General features: G+C 61.5%; 15 protein-coding genes. All 15 read right to left on the bottom strand.

The annotated features are described in order from the left end of the window. Positions 1-7 precede the first annotated feature (7 nt). The 15 genes from AMK00_RS08190 to AMK00_RS08120 all read right to left on the bottom strand — a co-directional run bounded on the left by AMK00_RS08190 (position 8) and on the right by AMK00_RS08120 (position 16450). Positions 8-283, bottom strand: coding sequence for a DUF1467 family protein (locus AMK00_RS08190; protein WP_064801844.1), 276 nt, complete (start codon positions 281-283; stop codon positions 8-10). Positions 284-447: 164 nt separating this feature from the next. Beyond that, positions 448-852, bottom strand: a complete 405-nt coding sequence (gene mce, locus AMK00_RS08185; RefSeq protein ID WP_064810118.1) for a methylmalonyl-CoA epimerase — start codon at positions 850-852, stop codon at positions 448-450. A gap of 2 nt (positions 853-854) precedes the next feature. Continuing rightward, on the bottom strand, positions 855-2525 hold the full coding sequence (locus tag AMK00_RS08180; protein ID WP_064801841.1) for a ribonuclease J: 1671 nt from the start codon (positions 2523-2525) through the stop codon (positions 855-857). A gap of 17 nt (positions 2526-2542) precedes the next feature. Next, complete coding sequence (locus AMK00_RS08175; RefSeq protein ID WP_064801839.1) at positions 2543-3307, bottom strand: biotin--[acetyl-CoA-carboxylase] ligase; 765 nt, start codon at positions 3305-3307, stop codon at positions 2543-2545. Beyond that, positions 3307-4752 (bottom strand): NADH-quinone oxidoreductase subunit NuoN, encoded by a 1446-nt coding sequence (nuoN, locus tag AMK00_RS08170; protein ID WP_064801837.1) that lies wholly within the window; start codon positions 4750-4752, stop codon positions 3307-3309. Before nuoN ends, AMK00_RS08175 begins: the two co-directional genes overlap by 1 nt. An 18-nt stretch (positions 4753-4770) precedes the next feature. Beyond that, entirely contained in the window at positions 4771-6282 is a 1512-nt protein-coding gene (locus AMK00_RS08165) for an NADH-quinone oxidoreductase subunit M (protein WP_064801835.1), read from the bottom strand. Next, positions 6282-8282 carry an NADH-quinone oxidoreductase subunit L gene (gene nuoL, locus AMK00_RS08160; RefSeq protein ID WP_064810117.1) on the bottom strand — a complete coding sequence of 667 codons (2001 nt, stop codon included), beginning with the start codon at positions 8280-8282 and terminating at the stop codon, positions 6282-6284. The genes AMK00_RS08165 and nuoL overlap by 1 nt, the downstream gene beginning before the upstream one ends. Positions 8283-8289: 7 nt before the next feature. Continuing rightward, positions 8290-8598, bottom strand: a complete 309-nt coding sequence (gene nuoK, locus AMK00_RS08155) for an NADH-quinone oxidoreductase subunit NuoK (RefSeq protein ID WP_010066755.1) — start codon at positions 8596-8598, stop codon at positions 8290-8292. A 23-nt stretch (positions 8599-8621) separates the two neighbouring features. Then, entirely contained in the window at positions 8622-9236 is a 615-nt protein-coding gene (locus AMK00_RS08150; RefSeq protein ID WP_064801832.1) for an NADH-quinone oxidoreductase subunit J, read from the bottom strand. 141 nt (positions 9237-9377) lie between these two features. Next, the gene (gene nuoI / locus AMK00_RS08145; RefSeq protein WP_004680064.1) at positions 9378-9869 is read right to left on the bottom strand and encodes an NADH-quinone oxidoreductase subunit NuoI; all 492 of its coding nucleotides are present in this window, start codon (positions 9867-9869) and stop codon (positions 9378-9380) included. Positions 9870-9909: 40 nt separating this feature from the next. After that, positions 9910-10953: an NADH-quinone oxidoreductase subunit NuoH gene (gene nuoH, locus AMK00_RS08140; protein WP_064801830.1), complete on the bottom strand. Its 1044-nt coding sequence runs from the start codon at positions 10951-10953 to the stop codon at positions 9910-9912. Between the two features lie 12 nt (positions 10954-10965). Continuing rightward, a complete protein-coding gene (gene nuoG, locus AMK00_RS08135) occupies positions 10966-13047 on the bottom strand; it encodes an NADH-quinone oxidoreductase subunit NuoG (protein WP_064801828.1) in 2082 nt (693 codons plus the stop codon). A 223-nt stretch (positions 13048-13270) separates the two neighbouring features. Next, positions 13271-13972 carry a hypothetical protein gene (locus AMK00_RS08130; RefSeq protein ID WP_064810116.1) on the bottom strand — a complete coding sequence of 234 codons (702 nt, stop codon included), beginning with the start codon at positions 13970-13972 and terminating at the stop codon, positions 13271-13273. Between the two features lie 2 nt (positions 13973-13974). Then, the gene (gene nuoF, locus AMK00_RS08125; RefSeq protein WP_064801825.1) at positions 13975-15279 is read right to left on the bottom strand and encodes an NADH-quinone oxidoreductase subunit NuoF; all 1305 of its coding nucleotides are present in this window, start codon (positions 15277-15279) and stop codon (positions 13975-13977) included. Positions 15280-15289: 10 nt separating this feature from the next. Beyond that, on the bottom strand, positions 15290-16450 hold the full coding sequence (locus AMK00_RS08120) for an NADH-quinone oxidoreductase subunit E (protein WP_064810115.1): 1161 nt from the start codon (positions 16448-16450) through the stop codon (positions 15290-15292). Positions 16451-16458 lie beyond the last annotated feature (8 nt).

Raw genomic sequence — 16458 nt, 5'->3', positions numbered from 1 at the left:
AGCTATCTCAATAGAAGCTAGGCCCGAGTTGTGGAAGGGCGTCAAAGCCCCAGCCGAAATAGGTGTCGCAGACATACCAGATGCCATAGATCAGCGCCGAGATCAGCGTCGTCAGCGAAAAGACGAAGGCTGCGCGAAAGCGGGTGGGCGCGCTTGGCACGGTTCCGAGCACGATATTGTCGTCTTCCGCCTGAGTGCGCAGGCCGATCGGCAGAACGGCGAACAGCGTCATCCACCATATGATGAAGTAGACGGCGAATCCCTGAAGGAAGGTCTGGAGCATTATCTTTCCCGGTCGTGTCTTGCCGACAGAACGCGCGAAGCGCTGTGTCGCATGGAACTGGCGTACTTATACGGCGGAATAGGGTCCAACTCAAAGCGAAGGAAACATTTCGCCGTCTTCGGGTCACTCTGCCGCAGCGAAAAACGCGTCCGATTATATTTGATTTAGGCCTGTTCGAGTTCGATCAGCGTACCGAAGAAATCCTTGGGGTGCAGAAAGAGCACCGGCTTGCCATGCGCGCCGGTCTTCGGCTGGCCGTCACCCAGCACCCGCGCGCCGGCGACGATCAGTCGGTCACGGGCGAGGATGATATCCTCCACCTCGTAACAGATATGATGCATGCCGCCGGACGGGTTCTTTTCGAGGAAGATCGCGATCGGCGAGTCCTGCCCGAGCGGCTGCAGCAATTCGACCTTGGTGTTCGGCAATTCGACGAAGACGACGGTGACCCCGTGTTCCGGCAGAGACTGCGGCTGCGATACGGCGGCCCCCAGCGTGTCGCGGTAGGCGGCCGTCGCCGCTGCGAGATCAGGGACGGCGATGGCGATATGGTTTACCCGGCCGAGCATGGTCAGACCTTGGTGACGAAGGCGGTGACAACGGGCTTTTTGCCCCAGGCGTGATTTGCGGCTGCGCGGATGGCACGGCGCACGGCCTCCTGTAGCATGTCGATATCCTTGCGGCGGGCGCGCGGAATGCTTTCGATGGCGCTGATCGCCGCATCGTAGAGCGTATCTTCCATCTCCTCGCCTTCGTCATCATAAACCGGTAGGCCGATTGAGACGAGATCGGGATCGCCGAGAATGTCATAACGCGCGTCGAGCACGACGTTGACCGCAACATGGCCGACATAGGAGAGCTTCTTGCGCTCGCCGATACCCATTTCGTCGAAATCGCCGATCAGCAGGCCGTCCTTGTAGATACGGCCATGCGGCGCTTCGCCGATCACCTCGACCGGACCTGGCGCCAGCCGCAGGATATCGCCGTTGCGCACCCGCGGGACGATCGCGATGCCGGATTGCTCTGCCAGCTCTTTATGCGCCGTCAGATGCGTCGCCTCGCCATGCACGGGCACGACGATTTTCGGCCGGGTCCACTCATACATCCTCTGCAACTCGTTGCGGCGCGGATGGCCGGAGACGTGGACGAGCGCCTCGGTATCGGTGATGATATGCACGCCCTGCTCGACGAGGCCGTTCTTGATATCCTGAATCGCCTTTTCGTTACCGGGAATGGCACGCGAGGAAAAGACCACGATATCGCCTGCCGCAAAGGCCACGTTGCGCATCTCGTCACGGGAGAGCTTGGCAAGGGCGGCCCGCGCCTCACCCTGGCTGCCGGTCAGGATGACGACGACCTTGTCGCGCGGGATATAGCCGTATTCCTCCTCGGAAATGAAAGGTTTGACCCCTTCCATCAGGCCGATATCGCTAGCGACATCGACGACACGCTTCAGCGAACTGCCGAGCAGCAGCACTTCGCGGCCGGCCGCCTCGGCAGCCTCGGCGACGGTGCGAATACGCCCGACATTCGACGAGAAGGTGGTGATCGCTACCCGGCCCTCGGCATCCTCGATAATCTTGCGCAGGCTTTCCGACACATCCTTTTCGGAGGGCGAAACACCGTCGCGCAGGGCGTTGGTGGAATCGCACATCAGCGCCAGCACGCCCTCGTCGCCAAGCTGGCGGAATCGAGTCTCATCGGTCAGAGGCCCGAGCGAAGGCTCGTGATCGATTTTCCAGTCACCGGTATGGATGACGTTGCCAGCCGGCGTGCGGATCATCAGCGACATCGGCTCGGGGATCGAATGGTTGACGGCCACGCCTTCGATGCTGAAGGGGCCGACATTGATCGTATCGCCTGCCTTGAACGGCGTCACCGGCACTTCGCCGATCGTTGCCTTCTCGAAATTGCGTTTGGCTTCAAGCAAGCCCGATGTAAAGGCGGAGGCGAAAACCGGAACGTTGAGGCCCGGCCAGAGGTCGGCGAGTGCGCCGTAATGGTCTTCATGGGCATGGGTGATGATGATCGCCTTGAGGTTCTTGCGCTCATTGGCGAGGAAGCGGATATCGGGCAGCACGAGATCGACGCCCGGCAGGTCGGGACCGGGAAAGGTGACGCCGCAATCGACCATGATCCACTGGCGATGCTCGGGCGGGCCGTAGCCATAGAGAGCGAGATTCATCCCGATCTCGCCAACGCCGCCCAGAGGCAGGAATACCAACTCGTCCTGTTTCGCCATGATTTTCGTTTTATCCGCTATCCAAAAAACACATCACCGGCGGCAATGGACATGATCCTGCCAGCGCCGGTATCGAGCATCAACAAGCCATTATCATCAATCCCGGCGAATTGTCCGGAAATCGACCGGTCCGGTAAATTGACCGTGATCTTTTCACCGACGCCGCAGGCAATGGCGCGCCAGCGCGCGGTGATCTCGGCAATGCCGCGGCCCTGATCCCATATTTCCAGCAGTTCCGCCATCGCCGCGAAGAGATGAGCGAAGAGTTCCTCCGGCGAAGCCGCGCTTGCATGCTGACGCAGACAGGTGACGGGGTAGAGCGGATTGTCCGGCATGACCGAGACATTGATGCCGATGCCGACGATCAACGCGTAACGGCCGTCCGGCAGCTGCTCGCCCTCGACGAGGATGCCGCAGGTCTTTTTCCGGCCGATGAGAATATCGTTCGGCCATTTGACCTCAAGCGGTTCGGCGCCCGCGGGCAGCACCTGGCGGATCGCCTGGTGCACGGCGACGGCAACTGCCAGCGGCAGCGAGCCGAGGCGCTCAATCGGCGCCGGGTCGATCAATAGAAGAGACGCGTAGAGATTGCCGCGTTCGGACACCCAGAGACGGCCGCGGCGGCCGCGGCCGCCGGTCTGCCTCTCGGCCGTCACCCAGAGATTTCCGGGATCGCCCGCCCGCGCCCGGGCGAGGCATTCGCTGTTGGTGGATGATGTTTCCGACAGCGCCTCGTGCCTGAAATCGCCGAGCGATATCCGGCGCCGTCTGTCGGAAACCATCAGAAGAGCGTCGCGGCGGCAAGCTCTGCCGCGCCACCGATCGGGCCGCCGATCAGCACATAGGCGGTGACGAAGAGACCGGAGAGACCGAAGACCAGGCGCAGGGCGCTGGAGACACGGGCGAATTCGCCGGCCGCTTCATCGAACCACATCAGCTTGATGACGCGCAGATAATAATAGGCGCCGACGACCGAGGCGAGAACGCCGATGATGGCAAGCGCATAGAGCTTGGCTTCGATCGCGGCAACGAAGACGAAATACTTGGCGAAGAAACCGGCGAGCGGCGGAATACCGGCGAGCGAGAACATCAGCGCCGTCAGCACCACGGCCATGAACGGATTGGTCGCAGAAAGACCGGCGAGATCGTTGACGTCTTCGACAACGGTGCCGTCCTTGCGGCGCATCGACATGATGATCGCGAAAGTGCCGAGCGTCATGATCATGTAAATGACCATATAAAGCATGACGCCGGAAACACCGGTCTGGTTGCCGGCGGCAAGGCCGACCAGGGCATAACCCATATGGCCGATCGAGGAATAGGCCATCAGTCGCTTGATGTTCTTCTGGCCGATCGCAGCAAAGGAGCCGAGCAGCATCGAGGCGATTGAGATGAAGACGACGACCTGCTGCCAGTCGGCCAGGACCGGCTGGAAGGCGGTGATGACCATGCGTGTCATCATCGCCATAGCGGCAACCTTAGGGGCTGCGGCAAGGAAGGCGGTGACCGGCGTCGGCGCGCCTTCATAAACGTCCGGCGTCCACATGTGGAACGGAACGGCCGAGATTTTGAAGGCGATGCCGGCGAGGATGAAGACCAGGCCGAAGATGAGGCCGAGCGAGCGTGCACCTTCAACCGAAAGCGCCTGGGCGATTTCGGCGAAGTGAGTGTGGCCGGTGAAGCCGTAGACCAGCGACATGCCGTAGAGCAGCATGCCGGAGGACAGCGCGCCGAGCACGAAATATTTGAGGCCGGCTTCGGTCGACTTCAGGCTGTCGCGATTGATCGCGGCGACGACGTAGAGCGCCAGCGACTGCAGTTCCAGTGCGAGATAGAGCGAGATCAGGTCGTTGGCCGAAATCATCAGCAGGATGCCGAGGGTCGCAAGCACCAGCAGAACCGGGAACTCGAACTTATCGAGCTGATTTTCGCGGGCATGCCCCATCGTCATGAACAGCGCAACCAGCGAACCGATGAGCGCCACCAGCTTCATGAAGCGCGAGAAGCCGTCGGCCATGTAGACGCCGCCGAAGGCGAGGCCTTCCGCCGGCACGAAGAGCAGCCACAGGCCGGATGCGAGCAGCAGGACGATGGCAAGGCCGGTGACGACAAGGCCCGACCGCTCGCCTGAGAAGACGCCGACCATCAACAGGACCAGGGCGCCGACCGCGAGGATGAGCTCCGGCGCGGAAAGATGCAGACTGAGGAGAATTGTTTCAGCGGTCATGTCCGATAAGTCCCGTCATCATTTCATAGACAGCGCAACGTTCTGCGCTGCGTGCACGGCGGCCGTGTAGTTGTTGACCAGCAGATCCACCGAGGCGGCCGTCGCATCGAAGACCGGAGCCGGATAAACGCCGAAGAAGATGGTCAGCGCGACCAGCGGATAGAGGATCAGTTGTTCGCGTCTGGAAAGATCGAGCAGCGCCTTCAGCTTTTCCTTCTCCAGCGCGCCGAAGATCACCCGGCGATAGAGCCAGAGCGCGTAGGCGGCCGAAAGGATGACGCCGGTGGCGGCAAAGAGCGCGACCCAAGTGTTGACCCGGAAGACGCCGATCAGCGTCAGGAATTCGCCGATGAAGCCAGACGTGCCGGGAAGCCCGACATTGGCCATGGTGAAGACCATCATTGCCACGGCGTATTTCGGCATGTTGTTGACGAGGCCGCCATAGGCGTTGATCTCGCGGGTATGGGTACGGTCATAGACGACGCCGACGCAGAGGAAGAGCGCGCCGGAGACGATGCCGTGCGACAGCATCTGGAAGATCGACCCCTGAACACCCTGCATGTTGGCGGCGAAGATTCCCATGGTCACGTAGCCCATATGCGCCACGGAGGAATAGGCGATCAGCTTCTTCATGTCATCCTGCATCATTGCCACCAGCGAGGTGTAGATGATGGCGATGACCGACATGGCGAAGACGAGCGGCGCGAAATAATCAGACGCTACCGGGAACATGCCGAGCGAGAAGCGGATGAGACCGTAGCCGCCGAGCTTCAGGAGCACGCCGGCCAGGATCACCGAGCCTGCGGTCGGCGCCTGAACGTGCGCATCCGGAAGCCAGGTATGAACCGGCCACATCGGCATCTTCACCGCGAAGGAGGCAAAGAAGGCAAGCCAGAGCCAGGTCTGCAGCGCCGGCGGGAACTTGTAGGCGAGCAAAGCAGTGATGTCGGTCGTGCCGGCCTGCCAGTACATCGCCATAATGGCGAGCAGCATCAGCACCGAGCCGAGCAGCGTATAGAGGAAGAACTTGTAGCTCGCATAGACACGATCTCTTCCGCCCCAGACGCCGATGATCAGGAACATCGGGATGAGGCCTGCCTCGAAGAAGACGTAGAAGAGCACGATATCGAGCGAAACGAAAACGCCGACCATCATCGTTTCGAGGATGAGGAAGGCGATCATGTATTCCTTCAGGCGCTTCTCGATCGAGAGCCAGCTTGCCAGTACGCAGAAGGGCATGAGGAAGGTCGTCAGGATGACGAACAGCATGGAGATGCCGTCGACGCCGACATGATAGCCGATGCCGGTGCCGAGCCAGTCATGCTTTTCGACCATCTGGAAGCCGGGATTGGCATTGTCGAAGCCGATCCAGATGACGAGCGAAACGATGAAGGTGAAGACGGTGGTGAACAGCGAAATCGCCAGCACGTTCCTCCGGCCGCTTTCGCTGTCGCCATTCATCAAGAGCAGGAGCACCACGCCGGCGAGCGGCAGGAAGGTGACCGTTGAAAGAATAGGCCAATCGGTCATCAGAAGGAACTCCCGAGCATCATCCAGGTAACGAGCGCCGCAATGCCGAGCAGCATGGCGAAGGCATAGTGATAGAGGTAACCGGTCTGCAGGCGGACCACGCGATCGGTGACGGCGACGACGCGGGCGGCTACACCGTTCGGGCCGTAGGTATCGATGACGCCGACGTCACCCTTCTTCCACAGGAAGCGGCCAAGCGCCCTTGCCGTGCGGACGAACAGGAAGTCGTAGAGTTCGTCGAAATACCACTTGTTGAGCAGGAAATGGTAGAGCACCCGGTGCTGCTTGGCGAGGACGCGCGGCGTCTGCGGCGAGCGGATATACATGTACCAGGCGATGACGAAGCCGAGCACCATGGCGATGAAGGGGCTCAAGCCTACGAGCGCCGGCACGTGGTGGAATTCTTCGACGAGTTCGTTTTCGGCGCCGGTAAAGAGCGCGCCCTTCCAGAACTCGGCGTATTCCTCGCCGTAGAACCTGCCTTCGAAGATCACGCCGGCCAGCACCGCGCCGATCGCCAAGAGATAAAGCGGCACCAGCATGACCTGGGGGGACTCGTGGACGTGGTGCATGACTTCATGCGAAGCGCGCGGCTTGCCGAAGAAGGTCATGAAGATCAGGCGCCAGGAGTAGAAGCTGGTGAACAGAGCGGCGATGACGAGCAAGGAGAAGGCAAAGCCGGCGACCGGTGAATGTGAAGCATAGGTCGCTTCGATGATCACGTCCTTGGAGAAAAAGCCGGCAAAGCCGATCGGCGTGAAGGGAATGCCGACACCGGTAATCGCCAGCGTGCCGATGATCATCAGGCCGCCTGTAACTTTAATATGCGGCCAAAGCCCGCCCATGTAGCGCATATCCTGCTCGCCATCGACGGCATGGATGACCGAGCCGGCGCAGAGGAAGAGCAGCGCCTTGAAGAAGGCGTGCGTGAAGAGATGGAAGATCGCTGCGCCATAGGCCCCTACCCCCAGCGCCACGAACATGTAGCCGAGCTGCGAGCAGGTGGAATAGGCGATGACGCGCTTGATGTCGTTCTGGACCAGGCCGACGGTTGCCGCGAAGAAGGCGGTGATCGCGCCGATCACGGTAACGACGGTCAGGGCGTCCGGCGATAGTTCGAAGAGCGGCGACATGCGGGCGACGAGGAAGACGCCGGCGGTGACCATGGTGGCGGCATGGATGAGAGCCGAGACCGGGGTCGGGCCTTCCATGGCGTCCGGCAGCCAGGTGTGCAGCAGGAACTGGGCCGACTTGCCCATCGCGCCCATGAACAGCAACAGGCAGATGCCGGTCAGCGCATGCGCCTTGTCGAGCTGCATGCCGAACAGGTTGAGGATCACTTCGCTCGCCTCGCCGCCGCCTTCATGCGGGGCGAAATTCGATGCATTGGCGAAGATCGTATCGAGGTTGATCGAGCCGAACAGCACGAAGACGCCGGCTATGCCGAGCACGAAACCGAAGTCGCCGACGCGGTTGACGATGAAAGCCTTCATCGCCGCGGCCGTCGCCGACGGCTTCTTGAACCAGAAGCCGATCAGCAGATAGGAGGCGAGACCGACGCCTTCCCAGCCGAAGAACATTTGGGCAAGGTTGTCGGCCGTCACCAGCATCAGCATGGCGAAGGTGAAGAGCGAGAGATAGGCAAAGAAGCGCGGGCGATGCGGATCGGTATGCATGTAGCCGATCGAATAGATATGCACCAGCGTCGAGACCGTGTTGACCACGATCAGCATGACTGAGGTGAGCGTATCCACGCGCAGCGACCAGGAGACATCAATGCCGCCGGACTGGATCCAGCGCAGCACCTCGACCTTGATCGGCCCGCCTTCAAGATGGCCCATGCCGACGTTGAAGAAGACGATCCAGGAGAGGATGCCGGCGATGATCATCAAGCCGCTGGTAACATATTCCGAAGCCTTGGCGCCAATGGCGCGGCCGAAAAGGCCGGCGACGATCGCGCCGATCAAGGGAAGAAAGACAATAGCCTTATAGAGGAACATGAGCCACTCAGCCCTTCATCATATTGACGTCTTCGACCGCGATCGAGCCGCGGTTGCGGTAGAAGACAACGAGAATTGCAAGACCGATCGCCGCTTCGGCAGCCGCGACCGTCAGAATGAACAGCGCGAAGACCTGACCGACAATGTCGTTCAGGAAGTGAGAGAAGGCGACCATGTTGATGTTAACGGCAAGCAGAATCAATTCGACCGACATCAGGATGACGATGACGTTCTTCCGGTTCAGGAAGATACCGAAGACGCCGAGCGTGAAGAGGATGGCGCTGACCGTCAGGTAGTGGGAAAGTCCGATGACCATGTTCTTTGTTCCTTGACCTGCCTTTAGACGCCCTGCCCCGGCTTGACCGACACCACCTCGACGGCGGTGGCGGGCGTGCGGGCAACCTGCCTGGAAATATTCTGCCGCTTGATATTGGTGCGGTGCCGGAGCGTCAGCACGATCGCACCGATCATGGCGACCAGCAGCACCAGGCCGGCAATCTGGAAGAAATAGACGTAGTTGGTGTAAAGCACGTCGCCGAGAGCGGCCGTATTGGTGCGCTCGCTGAGCGCCGGGATCGGCATGGCGACTGATTTGGCGATCTCGGGCGAGATGACGCTGCCGCCGATGACGACGATCAACTCGGCCGCCAGGATGATCCCGATCAATCCGCCGATCGGCGCATATTCGAGCACGCCTGCCCTCAATTCGGTGAAGTCGATATCGAGCATCATCACCACGAAGAGGAAGAGGACGGCGACGGCGCCGACATAGACGACGAGCAGGATCATCGCCAGGAACTCGGCGCCAAGCAGCAGGAACAGGCCGGCCGCGTTGAAGAACACCAGGATCAGGAACAGAACCGAGTGAACCGGGTTCTTCGCCCAGATGACCATGAACGCCGACGCCACTGCGACAAAGGCGAAAAGGTAGAAAAATAGAGCCTGCAGACCCATGTTGGTGCCTTTTTCATCTTCCCCCGGGCAGCCGGGAGTTTTCCCTGCCCGATGGAGCTTCGCGGCACTCGCCGGCAAAGCTCCTGTGCATATTGACCGCGACAGGAGCGAGCAGCTCCATCGCGGCATTTCAGATCTCAATCAGCGGTACGGCGAGTCGATCGCGATGTTGCGGGCGATTTCACGCTCCCACCGGTCTCCATTATCGAGAAGGCGCGCCTTGTCGAAATAGAGCTCTTCGCGGGTTTCCGTGGCGAATTCGAAATTCGGACCCTCGACGATCGCGTCGACCGGGCAGGCTTCCTGGCAGAAGCCGCAATAGATGCACTTCACCATATCGATGTCGTAGCGCACGGTGCGGCGTGTGCCGTCGTTGCGGCGCGGACCGGCCTCGATGGTGATCGCCTGGGCAGGACAGATCGCCTCGCAGAGCTTGCAGGCGATGCAGCGTTCCTCGCCGTTCGGATAACGGCGCAGTGCATGCTCGCCGCGGAAGCGCGGGGAGACCGGACCCTTTTCGAAGGGGTAGTTGATGGTCGCCTTCTGGCGGAAGAAATAGCGCATCGACAGAAAGAACGCGCCGAAGAATTCCTTGAGGAACAGCGAGTTGATGGAGCTGGACAAGCTTGCCATCTTCAACCTCCAATTTTGCCGCAAACGAGAGCTGGGATCATTACGCCCATCCCATCAGTTTCAGCACGAATGCAACGATGATGACCATGGCGAGCGACAGCGGCAGGAAGACCTTCCAGCCGAGGCGCATGAGCTGGTCGTAGCGGTAGCGCGGGACGAAGGCTTTGACCATCGCGAACATGAAGAACACGAAGCAGGCCTTCAGCATGAACCAGATGATGCCGGGAACCCAGTTGAGGATCCAGATATCGACCGGAGGCAGCCAGCCGCCGAGGAAGAGGATCGTCGTCAGCGAGCACATCAGGCAGACGGCCGCATATTCGCCGAGCATGAACATCATGTATGGCGAGGAACCGTATTCGACCATGAAGCCGGCGACGAGTTCCGATTCGGCTTCCGGAAGGTCGAACGGCGGACGGTTCGTCTCGGCGAGCGCCGAAATGAAGAAGACGATGAACATCGGGAACAGCGACAGCCAATGCCAGTCGAGGAACGAGGCCGGCAGGCCGAGCATGGTGCCGAGGCCATTGTGCTGCGCATTGACGATGTCGGTCAGGTTGAGCGATCCGACGCAGAGCAGAACGGTGACGATGACGAAGCCGATCGAGACTTCATAGGACACCATCTGCGCGGCCGAGCGCAGCGCGCCGAGGAACGGATACTTCGAGTTCGACGCCCAACCGCCCATGATGATGCCATAGACTTCGAGCGAGGAGATCGCAAAGATATAGAGGATACCGACATTGATGTTGGCGATCACCCAGCCGTCGGCGAGCGGCACCACCGCCCAGGTCGACAGCGCCAGAAGCACCGTCACCAGCGGAGCGAGCAGAAACACCGCCTTGTTGGCGCCGGCCGGAATGATCGGCTCCTTGAAGACGAACTTCAGAAGGTCTGCGAATGACTGGAACAGGCCGAAGGGGCCGACGACGTTCGGACCGCGGCGCAGCTGCACCGCCGCCCAGATCTTGCGGTCGGCAAGCAGCACGTAAGCGATGAAGACGAGCAGGCAGACGAGAAGCAGCAGCGACTGACCGATCATGATGATCCCCGGCCAGACATAGGTTGAGAAGAAAGAATCCATGAGTTCCTGCCCTTACTCTGCCGCGACTTTGAAGTTGTTGCGGGCCAATGCCGAGCACTCGGCCATGACAGCCGAGGCGCGCGCTATCGGGTTCGTCAAATAGAAGTCTTTGACCGGCGACGCAAACCCTGACTTGTTCATCTTGCCGGCTTTTTTCGCGACTGCGGCAATTTGGGCGCTATCGGTTTCGGCGATCTCGTCGATGGCGGCGAAATGCGGGAAAGCGGCATAGAGCCGGCCACGCAACTCACTCAGAGAATCGAAGGGAAGCTTCTTGCCGAGCACATCGGACAGGGCACGGATGATCGCCCAGTCCTCACGGGCATCGCCCGGCGCAAAGCCTGCTCGGTTGCCCATCTGGACGCGGCCTTCGGTGTTGACCCAGGTGCCGGACTTTTCGGTATAGGCGGCGGCCGGCAGGATGACGTCGGCATGGTGGGCACCGTTGTCGCCGTGCGAGCCGATATAGACAGTCAGGCCGGCCTTTTTGACAGTGAAGTCGAGTTCGTCGGCGCCGAGCAGGAAGAGCACGTCCATCGACTGCAGCATTTCAGCGGCATTGACGCCCGCAGCGCCCGGCACGAAGCCGAGATCGAGGCCGCCGACACGCGAGGCGGCGGTGTGAAGAACGGCGAAGCCGTTCCAGCCTTCGACAACTGCGCCGACCGAACCGGCGAGCTTGGCGGCACTGGCGAGAACGCCAGCGCTGTCGCTGCGAGACAGCGCGCCCTGGCCAATGATGATCATCGGCTTGGCGGCGTTCTTCAGGACATCAGCGAAGGCGTGAGTGCCGTCGACCAGATCCTTCAGCGTGTCGGGACCGCCACCGAGATAGTCATAGCTGTAGCGCAGTTCGCCGGGCTCGCCGATGACGCCGATCGGGAACTTGCCACGGCGCCAGCGCTTGCGGATGCGGGCATTGAGGATAGCCGCCTCAAAGCGCGGATTGGCGCCGATGATCAGCAGCGCGTCGGCTTGATCGATGCCTGCGATGGTCGGGTTGAAGATGTAGCTTGCGCGGCCGAGCGACGGGTCGAGTGCCGCCCCATCCTGGCGACAGTCGAGATTGGCCGATCCGAGCGACTTCACCAGTTCGGAGAGCGCATACATTTCCTCGACGGAAGCGAGATCGCCGGCGATCGCGCCGATCTTGTCGCCCGAGGTGGCGCCGACGGCGGCCTTAATAGCGCCGAAGGCCTCGGCCCAGCTCGCCGGCTGCAGACGGCCGTCGCGGCGGACATAAGGCCGGTCGAGGCGCTGGGTCTTCAGCCCGTCCCAGATGAAGCGGCTCTTGTCGGAAATCCACTCTTCGTTGATCGCCTCATTGACGCGCGGCAGGATGCGCATGACCTCACGGCCGCGGGTGTCGACTCGGATCGCCGAACCGACGGCATCCATGACGTCGATCGATTCAGTCTTGTTCAGCTCCCAGGGGCGCGCGGTGAAGGCGAAGGGCTTGGAGGTGAGCGCGCCAACCGGGCAAAGGTCGACGACGTTACCCTGCAGTTCGGAGGTCATCGCCTGTTCGAGATAGGTGGTGATCTCGGCATCCTCACCGCGGCCGATCAGACCGAGTTCGGAGATGCCGGCGACTTCGGTGGTGAAGCGGACGCAACGCGTGCAATGGATGCAGCGGTTCATCACCGTCTTGACAAGCGGGCCGATATACTTGTCCTCGACGGCGCGTTTGTCTTCCTGATAACGCGAGGTGTCGATGCCGAAGGCCATCGCCTGGTCCTGCAGGTCGCATTCGCCACCCTGGTCGCAGATCGGGCAATCGAGCGGATGGTTGATCAGCAGGAATTCCATCACGCCTTCGCGGGCCTTCTTGACCATCGGCGTGTTGGTGAAGACCTCGGGCAGTTCGCCGTTCGGGCCGCCGCGGATGTCGCGAACGCTCATGGCGCAGGAAGCCTGCGGCTTCGGCGGGCCGCCCTTCACTTCAACAAGGCACATGCGGCAATTGCCGGCAACCGACAGGCGCTCATGGAAGCAGAAGCGCGGAACTTCGGCCCCGGCATCCTCGCACGCCTGCAATAGCGTGAAATGATCCGGAACTTCGATCTCGTTGCCGTCAATCTTCAGTTTTGCCATCGTCGCTCAGTCCTGTTTTCCGTTTGCCTGATGACGGCAAACAAACCTGTTTTTGCAACATTCTCTTTGCCGAGCCGGATCTTTCGTCCTGCCGGCAGCCGATGTCGCCCAAATTTTCTGTCGCGCGTTCCAGACGCGGAACCCGCACCGGCATCTGCAGCGTGAGGCTCCCGCCCCTGCGCCGATCCGCCCTATCTCCGGCCGGTTTGCACGGCCGGACAGTTCATTTCCTTCTGCGGCCCCGCCCGGCGAGAACCTTCGCCTGGCCGATCCAGTCGTCGCGGGCGATGCGGCCGTTGAAGCCAAGATCGGCGTCGAGCCGGGCGATGTCCTCGTCGGTCCAGGCGGCAATCTCAGCAAAGCTGCGAACGCCCCTGGCATTCAGCACCTGCTCCAGCTTCGGGCCGATGCCGGCGATCAGCTTGAGATCGTCGGCCTTTGCAGTCCGCGCAACCGGCTTTGCCTTCGCGACCGACTTTGCCTTGCTGGCCGGCTGCGGTTCGCTTGCCGGGATGGGCGCGCTCGCCGGTTTAACCACGGTCAGTCTCGGCCCTGCCTTCTTCTCGAGCTCGGGTTTGTCGGCCGCGGGCTTGGTGAAAACCTTGACGGCCGGACGGATATTTTCCGGCCGGATGTCGACATCGGGCACCGGTTCGTCCGGCGGCGTATCGTCGAGGGCGGCCGCGAGCTTGCCGGTCGTTTCCAGCGCGCTCTGGAAGGCCCCGAAAATGGCGCCCGCCATCTGTGTCGAGAAACCGAAGCCGATCGCGGTTGCGGCGGCAAAGGCTGCGGCGGGATGCGCCATCAGCGGATGCACAGGCAACGCCTGTGCGTTTTCCAGCATCTCGGCGGCAAGACGGCCGAAGCCGGCCGCGATATCGGCTGTCTCTTCCTTCTTCCCACTTTTCGATGCCTTGTCCGTCATGATTATTCAGCCGCCTCCAGAACCGCGCCGTGGTCGAGCGCGCTTGCGGTATACTGGTCGATGCGCTTTTCGATCTCGGGGCGGAAGTTACGGATCAGACCCTGCACCGGCCATGCGGCGGCGTCGCCGAGCGCACAGATGGTGTGGCCTTCGATCTGCTTCGTCACCTGAAACAGCATGTCGATTTCGCGCTTCTGGGCATTGCCCTTGGCCATGCGTTCCATCACCCGCCACATCCAGCCGGTGCCTTCGCGGCAGGGCGTGCACTGGCCGCAGCTCTCATGCTTGAAGAAGGCGGAGATGCGGGCGATCGCCTTGATGACGTCGGTGGACTTGTCCATGACGATCGCGGCGGCCGTGCCGAAGGAAGAGCCGACGCCGCGTAGGCCGTCGAAATCCATCGGGCAGTCGATGATATCCTTGGCCGGAACGATCGGGCAGGATGCGCCGCCCGGAATGACTGCGAGCAGATTGTCCCAGCCGCCGCGGATGCCGCCGGCATGGCGGTCCACCAATTCGCGGAAGGTAATGCCCATTTCCTCTTCGACCGTGCACGGCTTGTTGACATGGCCGGAGAGCATGAACAGCTTGGTGCCGACATTGTTCGGGCGGCCGATGGACGAGAACCAGCCGGCGCCGCGGCGCAGGATCGTCGGCGCCACAGCAATCGATTCGACGTTGTTAACCGTCGTCGGGCAGCCGTAGAGACCCATATTGGCCGGGAATGGCGGCTTCAGGCGCGGCTGGCCCTTCTTGCCTTCGAGGCTTTCAAGCAGCGCGGTCTCTTCGCCGCAGATATAGGCGCCGGCGCCGTGATGGACGAAGATGTCCATGTCCCAGCCGAGCTTGTTGTTCTTTCCGAGTAGGCCGTAGTCATAACATTCGTCGATCGCGGCCTGCAGCGCTTCGCGCTCGCGGATATATTCGCCGCGCACATAGATATAAGCGGTATTGGCGCCCATGGCGAAGCTTGCGACGACGCAGCCTTCGATCAGCGTGTGCGGATCGTGGCGCATGATGTCGCGGTCCTTGCAGGTGCCGGGCTCCGATTCGTCGGCATTGACGACGAGGTAATGCGGACGGCCGTCGCTTTCCTTCGGCATGAAGGACCATTTGAGACCCGTGGGGAAGCCGGCTCCGCCGCGGCCGCGAAGGCCAGAGGCCTTCATCTCGTTGATGATCCAGTCGCGGCCTTTTTCGAGGATCTGCTTGGTGCCGTCCCAGTGGCCGCGGCTCATCGCGCCCTTCAGGGACTTGTCCTTGAGGCCGTAGATGTTGGTAAAGATGCGGTCTTTATCTTGTAACATGCTTCACCTCTTACCGCGGCTTCTTGCCGAAGACCTTGATATATTCCGCTTCGCCGCCCTTGGCGAGCGCCTTGGCCTGCTTGACCCAGTCGTCACGCTCGATGCGGCCGCGGAAATTCAGGTAGCCATCGACCCATTCGCGCTCGGCCTTCTTCCAGCCTGCCACCTGCGAGAAGGTGAAGATGCCGATTTCGTTCAATGTCGCCTCGATCTTCGGACCGACGCCGGAGATCATCTTCAGGTCATCCGGAGCGGCGGGCTTTTCGATGCCGGCCGGGCGGTTCTTGTCGGTCAGACTTGGCTTGGCCGCCGGGGCGGTTTCGGCCTTCGCGGCCGGCGCCGGCTCGGCAGGCGCGGTGCCGGAAACCGGCTGCTGCTCGGCTGCCTTGGCGTTTTTCGCTGCCGCCTTCGGCGCCGTTGCCGGCGTCTTCAAGATCGCATTGGTCTCGGCATCGGTGCTCTTCGGGCGGCCGGCCTCGGAGGGCGGGATCGGCGCGCCGTCGGCCGGCGCCGACACGCTTTCGGCATCGGTCTTCTTGGCGCGTGTCCTTGCCTTCGGCTCTTCCGTCGTCAGCGAGGTCAGGCCGCCTTCAGGTGCTGAGAATATCCGGTCGACCTGGGTGCCCGGCTTGATGCTCGCGCCATTGCCGGTGGCAAAGGTGTCGATGATCTCTTCGAGACGTTCGGGCGTCAGATCCTCATAGGTGTCCTTGCCGATCATCACCATCGGGGCGTTGACGCAGGCGCCAAGACACTCGACCTCTTCCCAGGAGAGCGTGCCTTCGGCATTGCGCTCGAAGGGGTGCGCGTGGATCTTGCTCTTGCAGACCGACATCAGCGCTTCCGAACCGCGCAGCATGCAGGGCGTGGTGCCGCAGACCTGGACATGGGCCCGCGTGCCGACGGGATGCAGCTGGAACTGCGTATAGAAGGTCGCGACCTCGAGCACTCTGATATAGGCCATGTCAAGCATGTCGGCGATCTTTTCGATCGCCGCGCGCGTGACCCAGCCGTCCTGTTCCTGCGCTCGCATCAGCAGCGGAATGACCGCCGATTGCTGGCGGCCGGCGGGGTATTTCTGGATCGTCTTGTCCGCCCAAACCGCATTTTCATCGCTGAAAGCGAATGCGGCAGGCTGAAATTGATCTTCGGCTAATCGACGAACGGACATTCTTCCTC

This window comes from Rhizobium sp. N621, from assembly GCF_001664325.1.
GTDB lineage: Bacteria > Pseudomonadota > Alphaproteobacteria > Rhizobiales > Rhizobiaceae > Rhizobium > Rhizobium esperanzae.
Note: the sequence above shows the minus strand (reverse complement) of the source record. Positions and strands in the feature narration are given on the sequence as shown.